Here is a 25,189-nt window from a genome sequence, read left to right as displayed (position 1 = left end):
ATGCGGTTCGGTGTGCTGGGTCCGATCGCCGTGTGGACGGCTGACGGGACACCGGTCACGATCCCGGGCGCGAAGGTGCGTGCCTTGCTGGCGGTTCTGCTTGTGCACCGGGGCGAACCCGTGTCCGTGGACAAACTGGTCGACGCCCTGTGGGGGCAGGAACCGCCGCGCAACCCGCAGGGCGCGTTGCAGGTCAAGGTCTCGCAACTGCGTAAGGCACTGGACGACGCGCAACCGGGCGCCCGTGAGCTCGTGGTCTCCGGGCCGTCGGGCTACCTGTTGCGGGTGGAACCGGAAGCGGTGGATGCCGGCCGGTTCGCTCGTCTGGTCGCCGACAAGCGGCCCTCGGAGGCGCTCGAGCTGTGGCGTGGGCCCGCGTTCGCCGACTACGCCGACGAGCCCTTCGCGCTTCCGGCGATCACGCACCTGACCGAACTGCGGCTGTCGGCCCTTGAGGACCACGCGGAGGCACAACTCGCCAACGGCCAGCACAGTGCGCTGACCGGCGAGCTGACCCAGCTGGTGGCGCAGAACCCGTTGCGGGAACGGCTGTCCGGCGTGTTGATGCGGGCGTTGTACCGGTCCGGCAGGCAAGCCGAGGCGCTGGAGCTCTACCGCGGCCTCAGGGAGCGGCTCGCCGAGGAACTCGGCGTCGATCCCAGCCCCGCCATCACCCGGCTGTACGAGGCGATCCTCCGTCAGGACCCGGAGCTCGGGCAGCCGGCCGGCCCGCGACCGGCTGATCCGCACCGGAACGGGTCGAATCTGGCCGCGCCGGTCGTCGACCTGATCGGCCGGACGGAGGCGGTCGGCGAGCTGCTCCGGCTGCTCGACCAGGCGCGGCTGGTGACGCTGACCGGTCCGGGCGGCGTGGGCAAGACCCAGCTCGCGCTGGAATCCGCCCGGCGCCGGGACAGCGCGTGGATGGTCGAGCTGGCGAGTTTCGACCGGGCGGCCGCGACCCCCGAATCGCTGGCGGAACTGGTCAGCTCGACGCTCGGCATCCGTGACGACGCCACCTCGGCAGGCTGCGCCGGGTCCACCGACCGGCTCGTGGAGGCGTTGCGAAGCAGGCGAACACTCCTCGTGCTGGACAACTGCGAGCATCTGGTCGACTCGGTGGCCGGGCTGACCGAGCTGCTGCTGACGTCCGTTCCCGACCTGACCGTCCTGGCCACCAGCCGAGAACCGCTGGGCATCGCGGGCGAGCGGCTCTTCCCGGTGACGCCGCTGGCCCTGCCGGACGCCGGGGAGGCAGCACATCCCGAACAGATCGGCGAATCCCCCGCGGTACGGCTGTTCGTCTCCCGCGCCGCGGCGGTCATGCCGGGCTTCACGGTCACCCAGGACAACGCCCGCGTCATCGCCGCGATCTGCCGCAGGCTCGACGGGCTTCCGCTGGCGCTGGAACTGGCCGCCACCAGGGTCCGGGCGCTCGGTGTGCACGACCTCGCGGTCCGGCTCGAAGACCGCTTCCGGGTGCTGACCCGTGGACGCCGGACCGCGCCTGCCCGGCAGCAGACGCTCCGCGCGATGATGGACTGGAGCTGGGATCTGTTGCCCGGCGACGAACGCGCGGTGCTGCGGCGGTTGGCGGTGCACGCGGAGGGGTGCACGCTCGGCTCCGCCGAGTCGGTCTGCGCGGGCGCGGGTGTCGCCGCTGACGATGTGCTCGACCTGCTCGCTCGCCTGGTGGACCGTTCGCTCGTCGGCACGACCGAAACCGCGGGAGGTGTCCGGTACCGGCTGCTGGAAACCGTCGCGGCCTACAGCCGTCAGCGCCTGGTGGAGGCAGGCGAGGAATCCGCGACCCGGCGTGCGCACGCCCGGTACTACCTGGAACTCGCCGAACAGGCCGACAGCCGGTTGCGTGGGCACGATCAACGACTATGGCTGGAGCGGCTCGACGCCGAGGCGGGCAATCTGCGTGCCGCACTCGCGACAGCGGTGCGCGACAACGCCGCCGACCTCGCCCTGCGACTGGTCAACGCGTTGTCCTGGTACTGGTTCCTGCGAGGGAAATACCGAGAGGCGCATCGGGCGATCACCACGGCACTGTCCATTGAGTCCGGTGCGCCCGCCGATGTCCGTGCTGACGCGCAGGCGTGGCAGATCGTGATCGGTTTCCTGATGGGCAGCGACACCATGCCGTTGGAGCATGGGCAGGCTGTGCTTGAGCTCTACGACGACCAGGCCGCGCTGGCGCGTGCCCGGTGGCTGTTCGGTTTCGCCGGCCGCAGCGGGGCGCCTGCCGAAGCGGAACGCATGATCGACGAAGCCCTGCCGGTGTTCCGGTCGGCCGGCGACCAGTGGGGCCTCGCCGCGGGGCTGAGCACGCTGTCGGAGCTCGCGCTGATGCGCGGTGACCTCGCCGCGGCCAAGCGGGACGCGACCGCGGCCACCGAACTGTTCGCCGACCTGGGCGACCGATGGGGGCAGATCAAGACCGCGGAGATCCTCGGCCACCTGGCTGAGATCGCCGGAAACCTGGAGGAGTCCGGGCACGTGCACCGCGAGGCGCTGCGCATGGCCGAGGAGCTGGAGCTCTGGCCGTTCATCGCACAGCAGCTGGCGCGAATGGGGCGCCATGCCCTGCTCGCGGGCGACTATGAGACGGCCGCGACGTTCCTCGACCGTGCGCTGCGGGTCGCCGAGGCGAATTCCTACGAGGTGGGCGTCAACCTGGCTCGCGGCGGCCTCGCCTTGCTGGCCCGCAGGCAGGGCCGGTTCGAAGCCGCGGAGGAGCTGCTCAAGCCGTTGCTGCGGTGGGAAAGGCGCATCAACTACGACGTGGGCGTCGCCTTCGGGCTGACCGAACTCGGTTTCAACGCCGAACAACGAGGTGACGCGCGCACGGCACTGGCGCTGCACAGCGAAGGACTCGAAACCGCTTGGGCCACGGGCGATCCACGAGCTGTCGCGCATGCCTTGGAGGGCCTGGCGGGCGTGCACGTGCTGACCGGAGACCATGCACTGGCCGCGCGGCTGCTCGGCGCCGCCGCGGCGGCGCGCCAATCGGTCGGTTCCCCGCTGCCGTCGGCCGAACGCGCTGACGTGGACCGGATCACCGCGACGCTCCGTGCCGCGCTGGGCGACGAAACGCTCGCCGCGGAGCTCAAGCACGGCAGCAGCCTCGACATCCAGGAGGTGCTGCGGACAATCCCCACCGTCTCCTGAGGACGGCACGGGACAGGCTCGCCTTCTAACAAGCATCTCCGTTGTTCTTAGAATGACCGGGTGGAGGACATCGAGGCGATCGCCGTTCTGCAGGACCCCGTCCGGCGGCGGCTGTACGAGTACGTGGCCGCGCAGGACCACGAGGTGAGCCGGAACGAGGCGGCCGAGGGCGCCGGGATCCAGCGCACGCTGGCCGCGTTCCACCTCGACAAGCTCGTGGACGCCGGGCTGCTGGAGACCGGGAGCAGGCGGCTCAGCGGCCGGTCCGGCCCGGGGGCGGGGCGACCGGCCAAGCTTTACCGCCGGGCCCGCGCCGAGCGCCAGTTCTCCGTCCCGGCGCGCGACTACCGCACCGCCGCCGACTTGCTGGCCGAGGTGGCGGAGGCCGCCCGGCTGGACACCGAGTTGCAGGCCGCCGCCCGGCGGGAGGGACGGGCCGCTCGCGCCGCCGCCGGGCCGGCCGGGGATCTCGCCGGCGCCAAGGCCCTGCTGGCCGCTCGCGGCTACGAGCCGCGCACGGAGGGGGATGTCCTCCGCCTGGTCAACTGTCCCTTCCACGTCCTCTCCGAGCGGCATCCGGCGCTGGTGTGCGGCATGAACCTGGCGCTGCTGGAAGGACTCATCGAGGGCACTGAAGGGCTACGGGCCCGCATGGACCCGCGGCCGGGGTTGTGCTGCGTGGTCGTCGAACGTTCTAAAAACAATGAGCGTTGACATAGAAGCGTGGCGATGGTGAGGTGAGGACATGACCGGACACCACCTCGCCCAGCTCAACGTGGGCACCTTCCGATTCCCCCTGGACGACGTCCGCATGCACGGCTTCACCGCCATGCTCGACTCGCTGAACGAGGTCGCCGACAACGCGCCCGGCTTCGTGTGGCGGCTGGTGGACGACGGCGGCAACGACGCCACCGCGATCCGGACGTCACTGGGCGACGACGTCCTGGTGAACATGTCGGTCTGGGAGAGCCGCGACGCCCTGTGGGACTACGTCTACCGCAGCGGCCACCTCGACATGCTGCGCCGCCGTGCGGAGTGGTTCCACGTGCCGAAGGCACCGTTCCAGGTGATGTGGTGGATCCCCGCCGGACACATCCCCACCGTCGAGGAGGCCGTCGAACGCCTGGAAACGCTGCGCAGGCAAGGCCCTTCGCCGAGCGCGTTCGGTTTCCGGGACAGCTACCTGCCCCAGGACGAGACACCCCTTCCGACCGCGTGATTGCGTCCGGGTGCTCGTGGGTGCAGTGTGTGCTTACAGCGAAGGACGACCGCACCGGAGTGTGAGCGATGGCCACCGACCTGACAACTCGCGTCTTCACCGCGGTGGACGCCCGTGACGCCAAGGCGTTCTCCGAGTTCTTCGCAGGCGACGGGCGGTTGGTGTTCGGCAACGGCGAACCGATGGCCGGCGCCCACGCCATCGCCGAGGGTGTCGGCCAGTTCTTCACCACGATCAGCGGCCTGCGCCACCAAGTGGTCAATGAATGGGTGACCGGCCCGGACACGGTGGTGGAGTTGAAGGTCACCTACGACCGGCTGGACGGCCGTAGCGTCACCGTCCCGGCCGTGTCGATCTGGCATCTCGACACCGACGACCTCATCGACGACTACCGCATCTACATCGACCTCGCTCCCGTGTACGCGCCGTCCACGTAGTCCTTGAACTGCACCGTCACCGAGTGCTTGTCCGACGGCCAGTTCGGCACGGCGATCGTGCGGGACTGGCCACCTGTTCCGCGAACGGTCTGCGTGACCCGGATCGGCCGGCCCGCGTCCGGCTGAGCGGGCAGGTACGTGTCCACCCCGGTCAGGAACGGCAGCCCGTTGAACGGGGACAACGCGACTCCGGGCACGGACACGCGATCGCAGTTGTCGTCGAACACGAACGCGGCGATGACCTGACGACCACGGGGCGCGACAGCGGGCGCCAGCACATCGACGCCGTTGAACAGCAGATGATCGTTGTCGGCCGCATCCGGCCGGTCGGCCCACCACTCCCGGTTGCGCACGACTGTGAAGGCCGTGTGGCCCGCGCACCTGTCGACATGGTCTGCGATCCCGCCACGCCGGGAGACCTGAAGGCGCAGGAAGCGGTCGCTGCGCTCGAACGGTTCGAAGTAGTAGTGGTAGGTCGGCTGGCCGTCCCGGCGGAGCACCAGCTCGTAGTGCTTGCGGCCGTTGACGTGCAACGGGCCGAAGGCGCCGTCCGGGCCGGTCCGAACGCTGTGCCGAGGGTCACCGCGTCGGGCGCCAGTGCGGGCGTCGAGCTCCCACACCTCAAGCAGGCCCTCGGCTCCCTCGTTCTGCGGGAAGTACGACGCCCGGCCCGCGATCCGCACCAGGCCTGGCGGTTCGGGCAGCACCCGGGCGGTGAACGGGGAACGGCCGCGGAGGAACCGGAACATGGGGACAAAGCCCTCGGCCGAGGTCGTGGTTTCCGTGTGCCCCAGGGACGTCAGGTACACGTTGGTCGCGCCGCCGATCGAACCGTTGGGCTGCAGGCTGCCCCAGAGCGCCAGGGTCGGGACACCGCCGGGCGGCGTGGCACTGGAGCGACCGTCCACATTGACGTATCTGCGCACCAGGCTCGCCCTGGCAGGCGTCGCGAGGAAGGCGTGCATGACCGACGTGCCACGGGAATGGGCGATGATGTCCACTGAGGACGCGTTGGTGCGGGCGAGGACGTCCGCGACGAATCCGTCAAGACCTGCCACGGCCTTGTCGTTGCTGGGAATGCTGGTGTCGTACTCGTAGGCGTACAGCAGCCTGTCGGCGTAACCGTTGCTGGAGAAGCGTTTTGCGTTCGACTGCCACTGCTGCGCGGACCCTTGCTGGCCGTGCACGAAGACAATCGGAGTGAGCTCGCCGGTCAGCGCCTGCGCGGGCGCGGGCGTCAACGAGCTGGCAAGCGCCAGCACTCCGGCAAGCAGTCCAAGCCGGGTCATGATCATCCTCCAATGCCGCTCGCCAGAGCGTCCCGCAAGTTGCGCCTGGCGTCCGCGGGCAACAGGTAACCCGCGTGAACGTTGACGGCGTCAGCAGCCGCGACCTGGGACACATAGCCCCCACGGCGCGGGTAGAGCCGATCCAGGGTCTGCTCGTCGAAGGGCACATGCGTGCCGAACAGGCGGCAGAACGTCTCGCCGCTGTTGTCCCCGGTGTTCAGCGCGATCGGCACCGACACCTGCGACAGGCGGATGCCGCCGACGGCCAGGCCGAACGTGTCCCGCTTCTTGGTGATGCCGTCCGCCTCGAACTCCAGGGGCCGCGCGGTCGGCGGCGGGGTGCCGTGCTCCACCCATCGGCGCAGGTGGTCGTACGCCGCCGCGGTCACGTGATGCATGGGCACCCGGCTGAACGGCGGCTGGTCACACTTGTACTCCGGCGCACCGCCGAGGTCTCGCACCGAGATCGGGGCCCGGTAGACCTGCCCCTCGTAGCCCGAGTGCGCCCCACCCGCGACCTCCCAGCGGCGGAACTGCCTGGTATCTCCCGGTCGCTGCGCGGATCGCACGTCGGTCTCCGACAGCACCTGGAAAACCGGCTCGGTGCCGATCCGCGTCGGAGCGGGGCCGACGACGAAGCCGTAGCCGTCGAACACCGGCTGGGTGCGGGGCAGCACCTTGTCGTAGAGCACCGTCATCCGGCCCGCGGACTGGGATGCGCCGATGGCCAACAGGGTCCTGGTCCGCAGCCCACCCATGGCCGATCCCGTGGCGTCGACGACACGACCGGCCTGAGCGAAGATGTCGTAGGACAACTCGTCTGCGGTGTAGCGGCCGCCGCCGGTCACGTCGAGTCCGCCGTACCGGGCCGGGCTCCACGCCCGGAGCTGGTCCACTCCGACTCGCTGAGCCGAGACGCCGACCCACGCGTCGCCGGTCCGTGTGATCGACTCGGCGTTCCACAGTGCGTCCAGGTCGTATCCCGCCGTGACGTTCTGCCACTCGACCAGCGTCGTACCCGAGAAGTCCCGGGCGTGCACGGGCCGCCGCACCACGATCCGTGTCGTGTAGGGAACGTCGGTCGCCACCTGCGTGCCGTCGGCCGACCAGCCGTCCGCGACACCGGAGAGGTGGAACTCCTGCTCCACGTAACCGCGGGCGGCCAGGTCGACCGGAGTGGAGAAGAACGGGTACGTGTCCTCGATCCGCTCAGCCAGCCGGTCTCCGGGCACCGTGCCCGGCAGCGGACCGACAACCCGGGGACCTGTTTCGGCGCTCGCAGCCGGGAGAGGACTCACCACGAGCAGAACAGTCCCGGCCAGAAGCAGAAAAGTACGACGCCACACCGATTCCGACATACCGGCTCCCGCAACGACGAGGGACGCGGACAGCCAGAACGTAACCAGGCCGCCCGCACCGGCACCAGGTCACGGGCCAATCATGAGACGGCTGTCGCACCGTGCGTCAGCACTGCCCTGGCGGCCCTTTCGGCCAGTTCCGGCTCGATCGCGACACCTCCGAACAACTCGGCGTAGAGCGCCGACTCGACGATGCGGACGTAGAGGAAGGCGACTTGGTCGAGGGTGGCCGCCGACCACGACTCGGCCGCGCCACCGGCCTCCACCAGGATCTCCCGCTGCGCCGACACAGCCCGCGGATGCACACCGGCCGAGGCGTTGAACAGCACCCTGGCGGCCGTTTCCGGTTCGCTGCGCAGGAAGGTCCGGAACGCCGCCGCCATCCGCAACTGCTCCACGAACCGCCAGGTCACTTCCAGGACACCGTCGACCCCCGACCGGCGGCGCTGCTTCCTCGCCCGTGACAACGTCCGCTCGGCGAGCAGCCACAGCACATCCCCCAGCAGACCGTCGCGACTGTGCACCACGCGGTACAGCGTCGCCCGGCTGATGGCGAGAGTGAGTGCCAGCCCGTCCATGTCCACCATGCCGTGCCGCAGGAAGAACCGGCATCCACCGCGCACCACCTGATCCCGGGTCACCACGCGCCGGACGCCCGCCGAATCCGACATCGTCCTCTCGCCCCTTCCGCCGGGCCACCCACGCCGAAGTCGTACCACACGGGCGGCCCCCGGCCGACGGCATGACGGGAGAAGAGTGGCGGCGGGACCTCATGCGTTTGTTCAGCGGCCATAGGCTTCCAGCAACCGGAGCCACACCTCGCTGACGGTGGGGAACGCCGGAACCGCGTGCCACAGCCGGTCGAGCGGCACCTCTCCGACGACGGCGATCGTCGCGGCGTGCAGCAGTTCCGCCACGTCTGGGCCGACGAGCGTGACCCCGGCGATCACCTTCCGGTCCTCGTGGACGACCATCCGGGCCTGTCCCCGGTATCCGTCGCTGTGCAGGGCGGAGCCCGCCACGGCCGCCAGGTCGTAGTCGACCACCCGGATCCGCATCCCGGCGGCCTCGGCCGCGGCCGCGGTCAGCCCCACCGACGCGATCTCCGGATCGGTGAACACCACCTGCGGCACCGCACGCTCGTCTGCCGTCGCCACGTGCCGCCCCCACCGGCCGTCCTCGACCGCCTCGCCCTTCGCACGCGCCACGATGACGTCCCCCACGGCACGAGCCTGGTACTTCCCTTGGTGCGTCAGCAGAACGCGCCGGTTGACGTCCCCGGCGGCATAGAGCCACCCGCCGTCCTGCCCGACGACCCGCATCGTGTCGTCGACCGTGAGCCAGTCGCCCGGCTTCAGGCCGACGCTGTCCAGGCCGATGTCCTGGGTGTTGGGCACCCGGCCGATGGCGACGAGGAGTTCGTCGGCGTCGATCTGCTCACCATCGGTGAGCGTGATGGACACCGTTCCGTCGTCGTCACGTTTCACAGATCCGGCCTCGGCCCCGATCCGCACCGAGACACCCTTGTCCCGCAACGACTCCACGACTCGCTCGCCGACGAACGGCTCCGCGAGGTGCAGCACGCCGTCACGGGCCAGCATGGTCACCGACGAGCCCAGGTCGGTGAACGCGGTCGCCATTTCCGAGGCCACCACCCCGCCGCCGATGATGGCGAGCCTGCGGGGAACCTCGCTCGCCGACACGGCTTCCCGGCTGGTCCACGGGGACGCCTCGCGAAGGCCTTCGATATCGGGGACCAGCGCGCCACTCCCGGTCGCGACGACGACCGCGTGCCGCGCGGTCAGCGTCGTCGTGGTGCCGTCCAGGCCGGTCACCTCGACGACCCGGGCGGCCACGATCCGGCCGTGTCCGCGGTACAGCGGAACACCCACCGATTCCAGCCAGGACGCCTGGCCGTCGTCCTTCCAGTTCGAGGCGAAGGCGTCGCGGCGGCGCAGCACGGCCGCCGCGTCCAGGCCGCCCGTCACCGCTTCGCGGGCGCCGGGCAACTGCCGGGCTGTCCGGAGCGCCGCTGCACTGCGCAGCAATGCCTTGGTCGGCATGCAGGCCCAGTACGAGCACTCACCGCCGACCAGTTCGCGCTCGACGATGGCGGCGCTCAGACCGCCCTGCACTATGCGGTCGGCGACGTTCTCCCCCACCGGACCCGCGCCGATGACGACGACGTCGTACGTACTGGTTTCCATGCCGTACCCCTTCAGGCGACACAACTGCGATACCGAACGTTCTACCTTGCCTCAGCATGGCGACCGGTTCCCGCCTTGTCAAGACCGAACGTTCTACCTTCTCGGGTTCCGGCGTGCCTGACTCCGCCTTACGCCCAGGTCCGGTAGTCGTCGTCCGGGAGCGGATGGCCGACTGGGACGACCCGGGAGTGCACCGCGGTCAGGCAGCCGGGACAGAACAGCTGGCGGAACACCACAGAGTCGTCGACGTAGACCGACGGGTCGTGCCAGATGTGCGGCCCTGCCTCGGTCGGGGCGGAGTCACGGCGGGCCAGCGCCGCGACGAACGCGCCGCCGGCCAGCGGCCCGATCCGCGTGCGGCAATGGACACACACCACCGTGCCAGTTCCCGGCGAGTCCAGGACGGCAAGGTTGTCGTCGAGCCGACGGGCACCGGTCAGGTCCGGCGCGCCGATCGAGGTGGGTCGTGGCTCGGGCAGACCGGCATCGGCGGCCCGCCGGAGCCGGAGCCGCTCGCGCTTCTCGTCGGTCGCGGCCAGGTCGACCTCGCCGTCGTGCCCCAGGACCACGCCATAGACCTCCCGCGCGGCTTCCACCGAAACCCGGGCCTGCAGCACGTCTTCGCGCACGCTCGCGGCCGGGCGCAGCAGCGGGTCGCCATACCCGCCGCCTGCCTGCCAGTGCAGGTAAAGCGCGTCACCCGGGCCGAGATCCGACTCGCCCTCGCACGGCAGCACCTCGATCTCGCCGCCGAGTTCGTCCAGGTCCGTGGGAATGGCGGTCGCGCCGGCGAGCTGGGGCACGCCGATCCCGCGCACCACCAGATCGAGCTGGGAGTTGCCCGGGTACCCACCGGCCAGGCCGACGTTCTGGTTCGCGACCTTCCCGGTTCCCGACACGACCAGCGACATCGTCCCCTGCTGGTCCGGGTGCTGCACGTAGCAGACCGAGCCGCTCATCCCGCCCCGCTGCCGCCCCGGCCCGCCGGAGTCGGTCTGCTCACGGCGCCACAAGGCGACCAGCGGGTAGAGGTACTCGGTCATCTCGACGTCAGGCGCCCGCGCGGAGGGGATGATGAGGCGGCCGCCGGTGTCGACGCCGTCGTGGTACACCTGCGCCCCGTAACCGCCTGCCATGACGTCGAAGACGGGCGACACGAACCCCTTGCCGCCTCCGCCGCGAACGTCCACACCGGACACCACACAGAGGTCGGTGGTGCCGTTGCAGATGGACTGCACGTCCCCGCGGTGATCGGGTTCGGCGTCCAGCATCTTGGCGATCACCTCGGCGACCAGGTTGCCCGCTCCCCACGCCGGCCCGAAGGGTCCCTTTCCCACCGCGGCGGGAAAGGACGCGTTGGTGATGGTGTCCTCGTCGGTGATGATCTCGAAGCAGCGCATCAGGCCGCCCGCCGCCCACGGGATGTCCCCGGCCAGCAACGGCAGCACAGTGAACACGATCCCGGCCCGCAACCCCGGATAGGGGCAGTTGATGATGCCGGTCTGCCCGGCCGTGCCGCGGAAGTCGAAGACGAGCCGGTCGGCCTGCTTGGTCATCGCGACCTTGATCGCGTGCAGGCCACGGTCGCCGGTTCGCGACTGTTCCTGGTAGCCCACCGCGGACCAGGTCCCGTCGGGCAGTGTCTCGAGTTTCGCCCGCAGCCTGCGCTCGGCGTCGTCCATCATCCGGCGCATCACGAGCTTGACGGTGCCGGCGCCGTACTTCGCGATGAGCCGGAGGATCTGCTCGGCGGCGTTCTTGTTCGCGGCGATCTTGGCGCGCAGGTCGAGACCGACCAGGTGCGGGAGCCTCGATCGCCGGACCCAGGCGTCGGCGACGTCACGCTGCAACACCCCGCCCCGGACGACCTTGATCGGCGGCGTGGGCAGGGCCTCGCCGAACACGTCGTGGGCCGACGGGCTGAAGGACCCCGGCCGGGGACCGCCCAGGTCGACCTGGTGGGCGATGGCCGTCGTCCAGCCGAACAGCCTGCCCTCGTGGAAGATCGGCGCCAGGATCGCGGCGTCGTTCTGGTGCAGCCCGCCGCCGATCCACGGGTCGTTGCACAGGAACATGTCGCCCTCGGCGATGCCCGGGTTGTCGGCGCGGTTGCGCAACGTCCAGACGATGGCCAGGTCCATGGACCCGATCAGGCCGACGTTGTAGGTGCCGACCTGGACCTGCTCGCCGAGCTCGTCGCAGATGGAGAAGTTGAAGTCGTTGGACTCGGTGACGACGTGCGAACCCGACATCCGCCGCAGCGTCTCCCCCATCTCCTGGGTGATCGCCCAGAGCCGGTGCCGGACGACCTCGTAGGTCAGGGCGTCGACCTGGCCGGGCCGCTCGTCGTCGACCTGGTGCAGCGGCAGGGCGGGCGAGATCTGCCGCAGCAGCTCCTCGCGCGGCAGGGGACGGCTGGTGAACTCGTCCGCCCCGGGAATCCTGGAAGTCATGGCAGCTGTCCTCACGTGTAGCGCAGCACGAGATTGCCGAGACGGTCGACACGGCCGGTGACCCCGGCGGGGACCACGACCACCGTGGTCGGCACGTCGACGATCGCCGGTCCGACGAGTTCGTGGCCCGCGCGGAGCCGGGCGTAGTCGTAGACGGGGGTCGGCACGAAGCCGATCCGCGAGTCGAGGCAGACGGAGCGTTCCCCGAGCAGCGCCTCCGCGGGGTCAGGGCTCTCGGCCGGTGCGACCTCAGGCAGCGCGACCGGGAAGCCGAGACTGGCCTTGGCTCGCACGCGGTAGGTGATCGCCTGCACGCCTGCCTCGCGGTAACCGGCGCCGCTGCCGTTGATGCGCTCGTACTGTTCCTCGAAGCGCTGAAGGATCTCCTCGCCGGTGTGCTCGGTGAACTCGGTGTCCGGAACGGCCGTCGCGAGCTCGGTGACCTGCATCGAGTACCGCAGGTCGACCTCGCGCTGCACCGTCACGTCGTGGAACTTCACCTTCTGCCGGTCGAGCGCGCGCCGCAGGTCGGCTTCCAGCCGCGCGTAGTGGGATTCGAGCACCGTGGGGTCGACCGGGAAGGAGGACGGATCGGAGAGCTCCGCGCTCAGCACGACGTCCGAGGCCGCGAGCCCGTAGGCAGAGAAGGCGGAAGCGACCGGACCGAGCGGCACGACGACCTCACTCACGCCCAGGTCGTGGCAGTAGCCGGCGCAGTGCGCGGGTCCGGCGCCGCCGAAGGCGTAGGCGACGAAGTCGCGGGGGTCGTAGCCGGCCTGCACGACGGCCCGCCGCAGCAGGTCTCCCGCCTGCGCGTTCTGCACCTCGTGGATGGCGATGGCGGCTTGCTCGACCGTGAGGCCGAGCGGCTCGGCCACGTGCTCGCGAATCGCCTGCCGCGCGAGGTCCATCCGCAGCGGCTTGCGGCCGCCGAGCAGCCCGCGTTCGCTCAGGATGCCCAGCACCAGGTTGGCGTCGGTGTTCGTGGGCCGCGTGCCGCCGTTGCCGTAGCAGGCGGGGCCGGGAACGGCCTCGGCGCTCTGCGGGCCGAGTCGCAGGTTGCCGCCCGCGTCCACCGAGGCGAGGGCGCCGCCGCCGGAACCGATGGTGTGCACGCGAATGGTCGCCGCGTTGATCGGGAACTGGTTGACGATCGAGCCCGGCGCCATCACCGGCTCCCCGTCGACGATCAGCCCCGCCAGGAACGTCGTGCCGCCGACATCGGTCGTGATGACGTTGCGGTGCCCGAGCTGCTCCGCCAGGCGCATGCCGCCGATGACGCCGCCGGACAGCACAGACCCCACAGTGGTGATGGCGTGCTCCGGAGCCCGGTCGGCCGTGATGGTGCCGCCTTCGCTCTGCATGACGAGCAGAGGTCCCTTGAGCCCGCTCCGCTCCAGCTGCTCCTGCAACGGCAGCAGGTAGGTGCGCAACCGGGGCCCCACCTGAGCGTTCATGATCGTCGTCGAGGTCCGCGCGAACTCGCGGATGCGCGGGCTGACCTCGCTGGAGAGCGTGACGTACAGGTCCGGGGCGATCTCGTGGATCAGCTCGCGGACGCGCCGCTCGTGGACGCCGTTCTTGAACGACCACAACAGACAGACGGCGATCGCCTCGACCCCCTGGTCCACAAGGGACTGTGCCACTCGACGGACCTCGTCCTCGTCCAGGGGGACCAGGATCTTCCCGGCGTGGTCGATCCGCTCGGTGACCTCGAGCGCCCGGTACTTCGGGATCAGCGGCGCGGGTTTGCGCTGCCGCAACGTGTCCTGGATCTCGTGGGCCGACCGGCCGAGCGTGCGGCCCTCGGCGTTCATGATGTAGATCGAGTCCCGGTGGCCCTTGGTGGCGATCAGCCCGACATCCGCCACCGTCCCCTGGACGAGGGCGTTGATCGACGCGGTCGTGCCGTGGGCGATGTAGTCGGTCCGCGAGAGCAGTTCGCCGACGCCGACGCCGAGCTCCGCGGCGAGGTCCTCGATCGCGCGCATGACGCCGGCCTCGCGGTTCGGCGGGGTCGTCGGCGTCTTGGCCGACACGATCCGGCCGGCCCCGTCGGAGGCGACCGCGTCGGTGAACGTGCCGCCCACATCGATGCCCAGTGCGTATGGCATGTGCGTTCTCCTGGTGATCTCTACCGCTGCTGGGCGGTGACACGGCCGGTGACTGTGTGCAGCAGCTCGCCGGGACGAGCGTCCGCGCCGCCCATCCAGGCGACGTGCTGGTCCGGGCGCACAAGCAGCAGCCCGGTGGGATAGCGGCCGGGCCACCGCCCAGGCAGGTCGGCCACGGTCAGCGGAATTCCGAGCTCACGGGCCGCGTCGGTCCAGGGCGCCACGTCGACGCTCAAGTCGGTGCGCAGCAAGGTGAAGCCGGGCCCGAGCACGTCGAGCACCGACCTGCCGTCGTCGAGCCACGCATGTGGCAGCCGGAAACCCGCCTGCGCTCGCTGCTGATACCGGCCCATGGTGATGGCCGCTTGCTCCTCACCTCCGACCACGAGGGGCGAGGCCGCGTAGTGATAGCCGAAGCTGAAGCCGTCGGGTGTGTACCGGTGTGGCTCGGTGACGGCCAACCGGTCGGCGAGCTCGGCGCGGGCCCGTGCGCCTTCCGGGCCGGGCAGGTGGATGTCCGGTGAGACGTCCGCGAGGGACTGGCGTGCCGCCGTGCCCACCGCACTGGCGAACTGCTCGCCGACCGGCTTGCGCTCCGTTTCGTACGCCGCCAGCAGGTCCGGTGGGGCCCATCCGTGGTGGACCGCCGCGAGCATCCAGCCCAGCGTCGCCGCGTCCTGGATACCGGCGTTCATCCCGAATCCCCCGACGGGAATCCAGATGTGGGCGGCGTCCCCGGCCAGGAACACCCGGCCGTCCCGGTAGCGCTCGGCGACCAGCTGGCGTCCGGTCCAGCGCACCACGCCGAGCACCTCGTGGCCGACGGGACCACCCACCGCTTCCCGGAGCAGCCGCGCGGGGTCCTCACGTTCGGTGTCGTGGTCGGGCGCGAAGGCGACGTGGTTGAGCCACAACGAATCCCCGTCGATGGCGATCAACGAGGCGAGCCGGCGGCCGTAGGTCCAGTACGTCCAGGCCCGGTCCCGGGCGGCCAGCCGCCCCAGCTCGGGCGAGCGGACGAAGGTCGACACGAACCGCTGGATCGCGTCGACGCCCTGGTAGCGGATGCCCAGCTGGCGGCGGACGGCGCTGTGGGCGCCGTCGCAGCCGATCACGTAGGCACAGTGCAGGGTGCGCCGGGTGCCTTCGGTCTCCACGACCGCCTCGACGTGATCTTCGTGCTGCCGCAACGCGACCAGCCGGGTACCACGCTCGATGCTCAGGCCGGGCAGTGCGTTCGCGTGCCGCTCCAGAATGGGTTCCAGGTACAGCTGCGAGATCCGGTGCTGCGGCTCCGGCGTGGGCCAGTCGTCCCGGCCGGCTCCGGCCAGCACGTCCCCGGACGACGGCAGGTCGATACGGAAGATCTCCTCGCCGCGCAGGGTCGTCCGGTACTGGATCGACGTGGGGTAGTCCTCGGGCAGCCCGGCCCGCCGGATGTCACCGGCGATCCCGAGCCTGCGGAAGATCTCCATCGATCGGGCGGAGGTGGTGTTGCAGCGGGGGTTGACGGCCCGCTTCCCGGTCGCCTCCACGACGTGGCACGCCACGCCGCGCTGGGCGAGGTCGATGGCGAGGGTCAGTCCGGTGGGACCGGCGCCGACGATCAGGACGCCGGCTTGGCTGCTGGTGTGCTCGGTCATGCGGTCAGGAACTCCCCTACCAGGCTGCAGAACTCGTCCGGCCGGTCGACGTGGATCCAGTGCCCGGCTCCCGCCACGACCTCGAGACGGCCATGGGGCAGAGTGCCGGCGAGACGCCGGGAGACCTCCACCGGCGAGACCCGGTCGCGTTCCCCGTGCAGGACGAGGACCGGGCAGGTGATCCTGGTGGGATCGACCGGAGGCGGCCCGTCGGGCACGTCGGCGAACATCGACCGGAAGGCGGCCTCGGCGCCGGGACGCAGGGCCTGTGCCAGCCGGAGGTCAGCGAGGTCGTCGAGGAGTTCGCGGTGGGAACTCTCGTCCGCGACCAGACGGCCAAGGGTGGTGCGCATGGACTGCTTCGTCGGCTCGTCGTAGAAGGGAACAGCGGGCGGCAGCGGTCCAGTGCCCGCCCCGCCCATGACGACCGCGCGGTCGATCCGGTCTGGCGCCGCGGCCATGAGAGCCAGCGCCGCGGCGCCGCCCGCGGCCGAGTTGCCGACGAGGTGCACACGGTCCAGGCCATGGTGATCGAGCAGGTCCAGGATCTGCCGTGCACGGGCCTGTGCCCACGCGTGCGGCCCGCGCGGCCCGCGCTCGACGACCTGCGTGCCGAAGCCGAGAAGGTCGGGAGCAAGGCAGCGGAACTCGGCCGAGAACCGGGAGCGTACCGTCGCCCAGTTGCTCTCGGCGTCGACGCCCGGCCCGCCGCCGTGCAGCAGCACGAGAACGGGGTTCCGCCCGATCGCCGCCCGTGTCTTGGCGGCACCGTCCGATGTGGCCTGCACCTGCTGCCTCCTGGTGTGGATCGCGCGCGAGTCCCGGGCCCTTGGAGTCAAACACCCTCGACGGCCCTGGGCTCGGACGCAATCCCCGCGACCCGGGGCGCACGCGCGTACCGGACGAGGAGAATCGTCGCCAGCGCGCCGATCAGGCCGGGTATCGCGAAGATCCGGAACATCGATCCCGGCGCCCAGCCGGCCTCCAGCAGGAAGCCGGCGAGCAGGGGCGCCAGCACGGCACCGAGCCGGCTCACGGCGACAGCCATGCCGAGCGCCGTCGCGCGGGCCTCGGCCGGGTAGATGGACGGGACGATGACGTTGATCCCGGACACCGAGCCGTTGAGGAACAGACCGACGAGCACCGCCACGACCAACGCGGTGGCCAGGGTCCCGAGCGACAGCGAGAACAGCACGAGCACGAGTGCCGCGATGCCGAAATAGGCCGCGGTCAGCCGGCGTGGCTCCACACGGGACACCAGAATCCCCAGCAACACCGCGCCGGTGACACCGCCGAGACTGAACAGCACGCCGCCGCTGATGCCTTGCTGGTTGGACATCCCGGCCTGCAGCAGCAGGCTCGGCGTCCACGAGCTCGCGAAGTAGAACATCATCTGCGCCGCGGTGAACGCCACCCAGACCAGTACCGTCCGGACAGCGTTGCCTCGGCGGAACAGCGATTCGAGCGCCACCTTGCGCGACGCCGACGCCGTCTCGGGCAGCTCGTCGACCGGCGCGCGGCCGATCGAGACGAGGATGCGGTTGAACCGGGCCAGCGCGTCGTGGGGACGGCGTGCCACGAGATAGTCCATCGACTCGGGCAGGAACCGCAGTCCGATCACGAAGAGGACGGCGGTCACGGCACCTCCGAACACAAAAACCGATCGCCAGCCGAGCGGGCCCACGAGCAGGCTCGTCGCGATACCGGCGATCACCGAGCCCAGGCCGTACCCCGTCGTGATCAGCGCGACGGCCAGTCCCCTGCGCCGGTTGTTCGCGTATTCGGAGGTGAGGACCGGCAGGCTCGCCGCCATCGCGCCCACCGCCGCGCCCGTGACCACCCGGCACGCGACGAGCTGCCCGAAGTCCTGTGCGACGGATGCCGCGAGCATTCCCAGCGACGCCAACGCCAGACAGCCGAGGGTGAGCCGGCGGCGCCCGACGCGGTCGGCGAGCGGAGCCAGGAAGAGTGCCCCGAAGGCCATCCCGGCCAGGCCGCCGCTGAGCAGCACTCCCACCGCCGACGGGGACAGGCCCCACTCACGGGTGATCGCCGGCCCGACGAAGGAGGTGACCAGGAGGTCGAACCCGTCCACCAGGTTCATCACGAGACAAAGTGCGACCGCCCTGACCTGGGCGCGGCTCATCGGCGACTGCTTGACCTGTTCAAGGACGTTCACGGGAAACCTCGCTTCGTTGCGACGGTCGGGTAAGGCCCCCTCGGAAAGCCCCTGAACCGGCTCTGGGACGCGGGTCCGGCGCGGGCGTTCCATGCTTTGTATGTAACGTTCACTCTACGACTTGCCGGACGGGTTGGCTACCGCGTCGTGGCTCGTCTCAGAAGGTTCCGGCGCTCACGTTGGCCACCTTCGCCGTGCGGCCGAGGCGAAGCGCCGAGACGAGGAAGAAGATCCCGCCGAGCACCGCGTAGCCGGCGACATTGGTCAGCGAGGCGCCCGGCTGCCCGGCCTGCAGGATGAACGACGTGCCGGCGAGCGTGGAGATGCCGCCGCTGAGGATCATGGCCCACTGCCCGCCCAGCTTGCGGCGGCTGACACCGACGACGAGCTGGACGACGCCGGAGACGATGGCCCACAGCCCCCACACGCGCAGAACGCCGGGGATTCCGGCCGAGGCGGCGATCCCGATGCCCACCGCGGCGAGCAGGCTGACCCCGATGTTCACGTACAGACCCAGCGCCGACCCCGTCGCCTTCGACGAGCGAGCGTCGACGATCGCGGCGGCCACGTCGAACAACGGGTAGAGCACGAGCAACGCCACGGTGAGCGGCCCGAAGCTCGACGCGGTCGCCACCACCAGGGCGGCCCACACGACCGCGAACGCGAAACGGACGAAGTACAACCGGCGCAAGGACGCCGCGACAGCACTTTCCGGGGTGCTCATGAGTTCTCCCTTGGATTGGTGTGAACGATCCGGCCGGGGGACATTTCCCGCCGCGGCCACGGGACGGAACCGGTACGGTCTCCCGTGTATAGAACGTTCGGTACACGACTGACCTTACTGACGCCCGGCCGTCTCGTCAAGACCGATCGTTCTATCTCGCCCCTGTCAGGCGGATTTCGGGAAGGCGAAGGGATTGGCGTCGGCGTGGTGGTGCCCCCACACGTCCGAGACGCCGAAGTCGTGCGGGACCCAGTCCTCGCCGACCTCGATGCCACCACAGCCGATCTCCAGGTGGAACCCGCTGGGATTCTGGACGTAGAACGAGATCGCCTTGTCGTTCATGTGCCTGCCAAGGCTGATCGAGATCGGGACACCGTTGCGCCGGGCCTGGTCGTAGGCCCGGCCGACGTCGTCGATCGAGCCGTGTTCGATCTCAAGGTGGTGAACGGAGGGCGTTTCCGCGTGCGCCAGCGCGATGCTGTGGTGGGTCGCGTTGCAGCGGAAGAAGAACAGGCCGGGAGCACGGTAGTCGGTCAGCTTGAACTCCAGAACGGACTCGTAGAGCTCGCGCAGTTCGGCGACCTTGGGACCGGCCTGGACGAGGTGCCCCAGGCCCGTGGCGCCGGGATGCGCACCGGCCGGGCGGGCCACGCCGGTACGGACCTTGGCCTCACCGATCGCCAATTCCACGCGGTAGCCGACGGGATCGGTGAACCACCGCAGCTGCGTGGCGCCGCGCAGCTGTTTCTCGTCCGCCGAACCGTCTTCGACGGTGAAACCGGCGTCCGTCAACCGCCGCGTGAGCCGGTCGAGCTCGGGCGGCGAGTCGACGATCCACCCGATCTCCCTTGGACTGTCCACTGTGGACGGATGAAGCGCCACACGGTACTTGAACACGTCGAGCTCGGCCAGGGCGACCTCGTCCGTGCCGGACTTCACGGTGGTGACACCGATTCCCAGCGTGCGCTCGAACAGGTCGGTCCATGCGTCGACGTCGGTGACGTTGAGGCCGACGTAGCCCAGCTTCCGGATACCCACGTTGTGTCATCCCTCCGATGCGGCGGTTGGCCCGCCCTGCAGAAATTCACGGACGATGTGGTTGAACTCGGGCGCGCGCTCGTACTGCACCCAATGCCGGCATCGGGGCAGCACGCGTAGCTCCGCGTTGGGGATGCCGTGCAGGATCCTGGGCGCCCAGGTCAGCGGAACCGTCTGGTCCTCCCGTCCCCACACGAGCAGCGTGGGGGCTTCGATGAGCCGCAGGTCGGGCGTCAGGTCACCGAAGTTCGGGGGGATCGGCAACTCGGGGTGGGCCTTGAGACTCGCCTCGTACCGCTCGTCGATGAGGGCGTCCGTCGCGAGGGTCTCGTCGAAGACCATGAGACGCACGAACTCGGCCATCGCCTCACGGGCCGGCTCCTCGGCCGCCATGTAGGCGAAGAGGTGTTCGAGGCCGACCGGCCAGGGCGGCGCGTCCGCCGGGAGAACTCCGCCCGGTGCCATGAGCACGAGCCGGTCGACACGTTCGGGATGACGCATGGCGATCCGCATCGCGACGCCGCCACCGTAGGAGTTGCCCACCAGATGGGCTCGTTCGATCCCGAGAGCCGTCATCGCGCGGCACACTCGTTCGGCGGCGTGGAAGATCAGCGGCTCGTCCGTCGCCGGCCGCGGGGTGCTCCCCCAGCCCGGCAGGTCGACCACGATGTTCCGGAAGTCCGCGAAGGCCGGCAGGTTCCGGCCGAAGTTGCTCATCCCCGTGGCTCCCGGGCCCGAGCCGTGCAGCCACACGACCGGGCTGCCCGAGCCGACACCGGTGTACGCGAGCCGCACGTCCCCGACATCCACCGTGCTCACCATCCCAGCACCTCCGCTCTGTATGTAACGTTCACTATACAGCTGGGCGCGGCCTTATCAAGACACCTGAATCAACGACGGGGTGACTCGTCAGCGGGCCGAGGGCGTCCACTGTGGACGACGTGAAGAGCCTCGTGACCGACGGACTTGGACGGCGCTCGTCTCGTCGCGAAGCCTAGGTCGTGTTTCAAATGCCCGATCGCGATAGCCGGGCCGGATGCGGCCCGATCCCGACTCTCATCGACCGGGACATTCGAAACACGACCTAAACGCCGCGCTGCGCCGCCAGCCCACGTACCAACGAAACAAACGGGGTGACCTGCGAGCTGTACGTCATGTCGTCGAGGCTGCTGGTCACTGACAGGCCGTCCGTCAGGGCACGCCCGAGCACCGCCAGCTGATTGACGAGGGCTTCGTTCTCCTCGCCGCCATCCGGCGCGAAGATGGGCGTGAGCGCATCCACCCAGGAGGCGTGGGCGTAGTCGCGGATGCGGCGCACGGTTTTCCGCACCGCCTCGGCATCCTTCTGCGGGCCGACGCTGATGGCCAGCAGGAGACGAAGATAGTCCGGCCGCTTGTCCAGGGACCTGCACGCGGCCGTGAACCACGCTTCGAGACGGTCGAGCGGAGCCCGGTCGTCGAACGAGGACGGATTCGGGAACAGGGCGTGCAGTTCCCCGAAGGTGCGGTCGAGCAGCGCCGCCAGCACACCGAGCTTGTTCCCGAAGTGGTAGTAGATCGAGCTGGCCGGAAGCCCGGCTTTCGCGCACAGGTCCGACACGGCCATGCCGTCGTACCCCTTGTCGGCGATGAGGTCGCGGGCCGCGTCCAGAATCACGTCACGGCTGCTCGGGCCGGCATCGGTCGACGCGGAGCCAGATCCCCTCACCATGTGGTCATGATAGGTCCACCCGGACACCACTCCCTGCCTGGGCAGCTCGCGGGCGTGACGGTGCCGGGCTGATGGTCCACACCAGCCCGGCCACCGGTGTCACGCGACGGTCGCGTCGATGGCCACCGGGATGTTGCCCCGGGTCGCGTTGGAGTAAGGGCAGACCGCGTGCGCCGCCTCGACAAGCTGATCAGCCGTCGCCTGGTCGACGCCGGACAACTCGACGTGCAGGGCGGCACTGAGGCTGAATCCGCCTTCCGGCGTCGCGTGCACCTCGACTTCGGCGACGACCGCCGAGTCGGTGACACGGGTCTTGCGCTGCGCGGCGATCGCCTTGAGCGCCGAGTGGAAGCACGACGCCCAGCCCGCCGCGAACAGCTGCTCGGGATTGGTCGCACCGCCCGGGCCGCCCATCTCCTTCGGGATCGCCAGAAAGACGTCGAGCAGGCCGTCGTTGGTGCTGGCCCGTCCGCCAGCCCTGCCGTCACCGGTGGAAGTGGCGACTCCGACATACACAGGTTCGGTCACGAGTTCTCGGTTCCTCTCAGGTCCAGCCGTGGGGCACCGTCGGCCACCCTTTCGCAAGACTGAACGTTCTATCCACCATCGTGCCGGTTCACCACCCCGCTGTCAATACCGAACGTTCTACCTCGTGTGTGTCCTGGACGCCCAGGGCACTCATCGGCGAGTCGGCCTGCCGCCCGAGAGGTGCGCTTCGGCGAGTTTCCGGAATGCCGCCACGAGACGGTTGCGGTCGCCATCGCGAGTGGCCAGCACAACGCGGCTGGGCTCGACTCCGACCAAGGGGATCGTGACGAGATCCGGGCGGAGCCGGCCGGTGTGCTCACCGGCCGGGATGATCGTGGCTGCCTGCCCGGCGGCGACGACTTCGGCCTTGTCCTCAACAGAAGTGACGAGCGGGCCACCGGGTGCGGGGCTTCCGTCGGGCCGGGGATCGATGCGCCAGAAAGCGTTCCAGGCCGGGTCGGGCACCTGGGGCATGGGTTCGTCCGCGATGTCGTCGAGCGTCACCGATTCCTTGCCGGCGAGGCGGTGATCGACCGACACCGCCAGCACCCGGGGTTCGTTGTACAGGACCGTCACGTGCAACTGGCCGGTCCGCATCGGCAGCCGGGTCACCACCGCGTCCACACGGTGCTCAAGCAGCGCTTCGCTTGGCTCGCCCCAACCCAGATGCGACGTTCGTATCTCGGCGTCCGGGTGGCGGTGGCGCAACTCCCGGATCGCCGGGGTGATGATCAGGTTCGCGGTGTAGCCGATGGTGACGTGGCTGGACCCGGCCGCGGCCCGGGTGCGCGCGGCGGCCTGTTCGGCGGAGCGCAACAACTCCTTGGCCCGGGGCAGGAAGACTTCGCCGGCCTCAGTGAGCCGGGTGCCTTGCGGGGTACGGTCCAGCAGGCGGACGCCCAGTTGCTGTTCCAGACGGCGGATCTGCCGGCTCAGGGACGGCTGCGCGACGTGCAGGGCCGCGGCGGCGCGGCCGAAGTGCCGGTGGTCGGCGACGACGGTGAAGTACCGCACCAACCGCAGATCGAGGTCCGCCGGAGGAGGCAAGCCGAGCATGCCTCCACCGTAGCCTCCTGTGCCCGCACACAGCGGTGATGCCGGAAACGTATCGCCTCATGCGAACCAGATCTTGGACGCGGGACTTCGCACGGCCACAAGGTGGAATCACCGTCCTCTCCCGACACACCGAACGGAAGTGCACGATGTCCGCACCCACAGCCTTGATCACCGGCGGAACCAGTGGAATCGGCAAGGCCACCGCCGAACTGCTCCATGAACGCGGATACCAGGTGATCGTCACCGGGCAGAACCCCGGCACCATCGCCGCCGCCGCGAAAGCACTCCCGGAACAGATCGCCGTGCTCCGCGCCGACGCCCGGTCACTGACCGACACCGCTCGCGTCACCGACGAGATCCGGGAGCGCTTCGGCACGCTGGACGTCCTGTTCCTCAATGCCGGGATCGTCCGGCCAGGACCCGTCGAAGCCTTCGGCGAAGCCACTTTCGACGAGCTGGTCGACGTCAACTTCAAAGGCCAGTTCTTCACCCTGCACAACTGCCTGCCGCTGCTCAGCGACGGCGGCTCGGTGATCTTCACCGTCGGGATCGGCGCCACCCGGGGAATACCCGGCGGATCGGTGACCGCCGCCAGCAGAGGCGCCCTGCTCGCCCTCGTGCCGTCGCTCGCCCTGGAACTGGCGCCTCGGCGGATCCGGGTCAACGCCGTCAGTCCCGGACCCGTCGACACGGGAATCTGGGCCAAGTCCGGACTTCCGCCCGAAGCACTCGCGCAAGCCGCCACCGCCACGGCCGCCCGCGTCCCCCTCGGCAGGTTCGGCACTCCGCGGGAGATCGCCGAAGTCGTGGCGTTCCTCGCCTCGGACGCGGCCGGCTTCATCACCGGAGAGAACATCGTGGTCGGCGGCGGAGCCGGAATCAGCGCGTAGGGCGAGGTGGCCGCTGGACGGCGTCTGTGCCGCCGTGATCACCCCAAGCCCGTCCGGGACCGGTCCCCAACGGACGGCGACAAGGTATGTGCCGGCATGTGCGTACAGAGCAGTGCCATGTCCGCAGTCCGCGGTGAGTGCGCCGTAGCTGCTTCGCGACAGCAGAAACCAAGGAGCGAGCGTGGATCTACAGCGAGCCTGGCGGGTGCCCCTGACCGGGGTACTGATCGCCGGGATGGTGGGGGTGTCCGGCCCGGCGGTGGCGCTGGCGGCAGGCTCTCCGTTGCCTGTCAAGGAAGTCGTGGCCAGCGAGGATGACGGCAACGTCCCGGCCAACACGATCGATGGGGATCTGACCACCCGGTGGTCGGCTGAGGGTGACGGGGTGTGGATCCGGTACGACCTCGGCTCGGCGCAGACGGTCGGGTCGGTGTCCATCGCCTGGCACAAGGGCGACACCCGGCGGGACACCTTCGACGTGCAGCTGTCCGGTGACGGGTCGTCGTGGACGACTGTGCTGGCGGGCAAAACCAGCAGTGGCACCACACTCCAGCCGCAGAACTACGACTTCGCGGACGGCTCTGCCCGGTATGTGCGTGTCGTGGGGCACGGCAACACGTCCAACGACTGGACCAGCATCACCGAGACGGTCGTCAACGGTGCTGACGGTGGTGGGGGTGGTGGGGAGTGTGACTACCCGGCCGACGTGCTGGACCTGCGTAACTGGTACATCGGGCTGCCGATCGGCGAGGAGGAGAAGCCGCTGAACGTCGAGCAGCCGGAGCTGGCCACGTATTCGATCGACCCGTGGTTCCGGGCTGCCCCGGACTGCACGGCGGTGCAGTTCCGGGCGGCGGTCAACGGCGTGACCACCAGCGGATCGAACTATCCGCGTTCGGAGTTGCGGGAGATGTCGGGCAGTTCGAAGGCCAGCTGGTCCTCGACGTCGGGTACGCACACGATGGTGATCGACCAGGCCATCACCGCGGTGCCGCAGGGGCGGCCGAACATCGTCGCCGGGCAGATCCATGACGCCGAGAACGATGTCTCGGTCTTCCGGTTGGAGGGCAGCAAGCTCTACATCACCGACGGCAACAACAAGCACAAGCTGGTGACGGACAACTACGTGCTCGGGACCAGGTTCCAGGCCAAGTTCGTGGTCTCCG

At 69.8% G+C, this 25,189-nt stretch carries 21 protein-coding genes; 6 read left to right on the top strand and 15 right to left on the bottom strand.

Annotated elements, in window-relative coordinates:
• The 4 genes from GC106_RS42760 to GC106_RS42745 all read left to right on the top strand — a co-directional run bounded on the left by GC106_RS42760 (position 1) and on the right by GC106_RS42745 (position 4,833).
• Complete coding sequence (locus GC106_RS42760) at positions 1 to 3,177, top strand: AfsR/SARP family transcriptional regulator (RefSeq protein ID WP_173141919.1); 3,177 nt, start codon at positions 1 to 3, stop codon at positions 3,175 to 3,177.
• Positions 3,178 to 3,237: 60 nt separating this feature from the next.
• Complete coding sequence (locus GC106_RS42755; protein WP_173141918.1) at positions 3,238 to 3,891, top strand: helix-turn-helix transcriptional regulator; 654 nt, start codon at positions 3,238 to 3,240, stop codon at positions 3,889 to 3,891.
• Between the two features lie 31 nt (positions 3,892 to 3,922).
• Positions 3,923 to 4,396: a DUF3291 domain-containing protein gene (locus tag GC106_RS42750; protein WP_173141917.1), complete on the top strand. Its 474-nt coding sequence runs from the start codon at positions 3,923 to 3,925 to the stop codon at positions 4,394 to 4,396.
• Between the two features lie 68 nt (positions 4,397 to 4,464).
• Entirely contained in the window at positions 4,465 to 4,833 is a 369-nt protein-coding gene (locus GC106_RS42745) for a nuclear transport factor 2 family protein (protein WP_173141916.1), read from the top strand.
• On the opposite strand, the gene GC106_RS42740 is transcribed toward GC106_RS42745, so the two are convergent.
• The 15 genes from GC106_RS42740 to GC106_RS42670 all read right to left on the bottom strand — a co-directional run bounded on the left by GC106_RS42740 (position 4,794) and on the right by GC106_RS42670 (position 23,133).
• The gene (locus GC106_RS42740; RefSeq protein ID WP_173141915.1) at positions 4,794 to 6,122 is read right to left on the bottom strand and encodes an alpha/beta hydrolase; all 1,329 of its coding nucleotides are present in this window, start codon (positions 6,120 to 6,122) and stop codon (positions 4,794 to 4,796) included. The two genes, GC106_RS42745 and GC106_RS42740, sit on opposite strands and share 40 nt — an antisense overlap.
• 2 nt (positions 6,123 to 6,124) lie before the next feature.
• Positions 6,125 to 7,480 (bottom strand): alpha/beta hydrolase domain-containing protein, encoded by a 1,356-nt coding sequence (locus GC106_RS42735; RefSeq protein ID WP_246368114.1) that lies wholly within the window; start codon positions 7,478 to 7,480, stop codon positions 6,125 to 6,127.
• A gap of 80 nt (positions 7,481 to 7,560) precedes the next feature.
• Positions 7,561 to 8,151: a QsdR family transcriptional regulator gene (locus tag GC106_RS42730; RefSeq protein ID WP_173141914.1), complete on the bottom strand. Its 591-nt coding sequence runs from the start codon at positions 8,149 to 8,151 to the stop codon at positions 7,561 to 7,563.
• Between the two features lie 111 nt (positions 8,152 to 8,262).
• Entirely contained in the window at positions 8,263 to 9,687 is a 1,425-nt protein-coding gene (locus tag GC106_RS42725; protein ID WP_173141913.1) for a dihydrolipoyl dehydrogenase family protein, read from the bottom strand.
• A 128-nt stretch (positions 9,688 to 9,815) separates the two neighbouring features.
• Positions 9,816 to 12,140, bottom strand: coding sequence for a hydantoinase B/oxoprolinase family protein (locus GC106_RS42720; protein ID WP_173141912.1), 2,325 nt, complete (start codon positions 12,138 to 12,140; stop codon positions 9,816 to 9,818).
• An 11-nt stretch (positions 12,141 to 12,151) separates the two neighbouring features.
• On the bottom strand, positions 12,152 to 14,254 hold the full coding sequence (locus GC106_RS42715; RefSeq protein ID WP_173141911.1) for a hydantoinase/oxoprolinase family protein: 2,103 nt from the start codon (positions 14,252 to 14,254) through the stop codon (positions 12,152 to 12,154).
• A 20-nt stretch (positions 14,255 to 14,274) separates the two neighbouring features.
• Entirely contained in the window at positions 14,275 to 15,897 is a 1,623-nt protein-coding gene (locus tag GC106_RS42710) for an FAD-dependent monooxygenase (RefSeq protein ID WP_173141910.1), read from the bottom strand.
• Positions 15,894 to 16,685 carry an alpha/beta fold hydrolase gene (locus GC106_RS42705; protein WP_173141909.1) on the bottom strand — a complete coding sequence of 264 codons (792 nt, stop codon included), beginning with the start codon at positions 16,683 to 16,685 and terminating at the stop codon, positions 15,894 to 15,896. The genes GC106_RS42710 and GC106_RS42705 overlap by 4 nt, the downstream gene beginning before the upstream one ends.
• Before the next feature lie 47 nt (positions 16,686 to 16,732).
• On the bottom strand, positions 16,733 to 18,076 hold the full coding sequence (locus tag GC106_RS42700) for an MFS transporter (RefSeq protein ID WP_173141908.1): 1,344 nt from the start codon (positions 18,074 to 18,076) through the stop codon (positions 16,733 to 16,735).
• Between the two features lie 157 nt (positions 18,077 to 18,233).
• Complete coding sequence (locus GC106_RS42695) at positions 18,234 to 18,800, bottom strand: hypothetical protein (protein ID WP_173141907.1); 567 nt, start codon at positions 18,798 to 18,800, stop codon at positions 18,234 to 18,236.
• A 165-nt stretch (positions 18,801 to 18,965) separates the two neighbouring features.
• Positions 18,966 to 19,838: a VOC family protein gene (locus GC106_RS42690; RefSeq protein WP_173141906.1), complete on the bottom strand. Its 873-nt coding sequence runs from the start codon at positions 19,836 to 19,838 to the stop codon at positions 18,966 to 18,968.
• A 6-nt stretch (positions 19,839 to 19,844) separates the two neighbouring features.
• Positions 19,845 to 20,660: an alpha/beta fold hydrolase gene (locus GC106_RS42685; RefSeq protein WP_173141905.1), complete on the bottom strand. Its 816-nt coding sequence runs from the start codon at positions 20,658 to 20,660 to the stop codon at positions 19,845 to 19,847.
• A 262-nt stretch (positions 20,661 to 20,922) separates the two neighbouring features.
• Complete coding sequence (locus GC106_RS42680; protein ID WP_173141904.1) at positions 20,923 to 21,549, bottom strand: TetR/AcrR family transcriptional regulator; 627 nt, start codon at positions 21,547 to 21,549, stop codon at positions 20,923 to 20,925.
• Between the two features lie 99 nt (positions 21,550 to 21,648).
• Complete coding sequence (locus tag GC106_RS42675; protein ID WP_173141903.1) at positions 21,649 to 22,077, bottom strand: organic hydroperoxide resistance protein; 429 nt, start codon at positions 22,075 to 22,077, stop codon at positions 21,649 to 21,651.
• A gap of 150 nt (positions 22,078 to 22,227) precedes the next feature.
• On the bottom strand, positions 22,228 to 23,133 hold the full coding sequence (locus GC106_RS42670; RefSeq protein ID WP_281368783.1) for a LysR family transcriptional regulator: 906 nt from the start codon (positions 23,131 to 23,133) through the stop codon (positions 22,228 to 22,230).
• 146 nt (positions 23,134 to 23,279) lie between these two features.
• Here GC106_RS42670 and GC106_RS42665 point away from each other — a divergent pair, with 146 nt between their 5' ends.
• Both GC106_RS42665 and GC106_RS42660 read left to right on the top strand, forming a co-directional pair.
• A complete protein-coding gene (locus GC106_RS42665; protein WP_173141902.1) occupies positions 23,280 to 24,023 on the top strand; it encodes an SDR family oxidoreductase in 744 nt (247 codons plus the stop codon).
• Between the two features lie 181 nt (positions 24,024 to 24,204).
• On the top strand, positions 24,205 to 25,189 hold a 985-nt coding region (locus tag GC106_RS42660; RefSeq protein WP_312873345.1), incomplete at its 3' end, for a polysaccharide lyase family 7 protein.

Source organism: Kibdelosporangium persicum (assembly GCF_013280595.1).
Lineage (GTDB): Bacteria > Actinomycetota > Actinomycetes > Mycobacteriales > Pseudonocardiaceae > Kibdelosporangium > Kibdelosporangium persicum.
The sequence above is the reverse complement of the archived record's forward strand: the minus strand, read 5'-3'. Positions and strand labels throughout refer to the sequence as shown.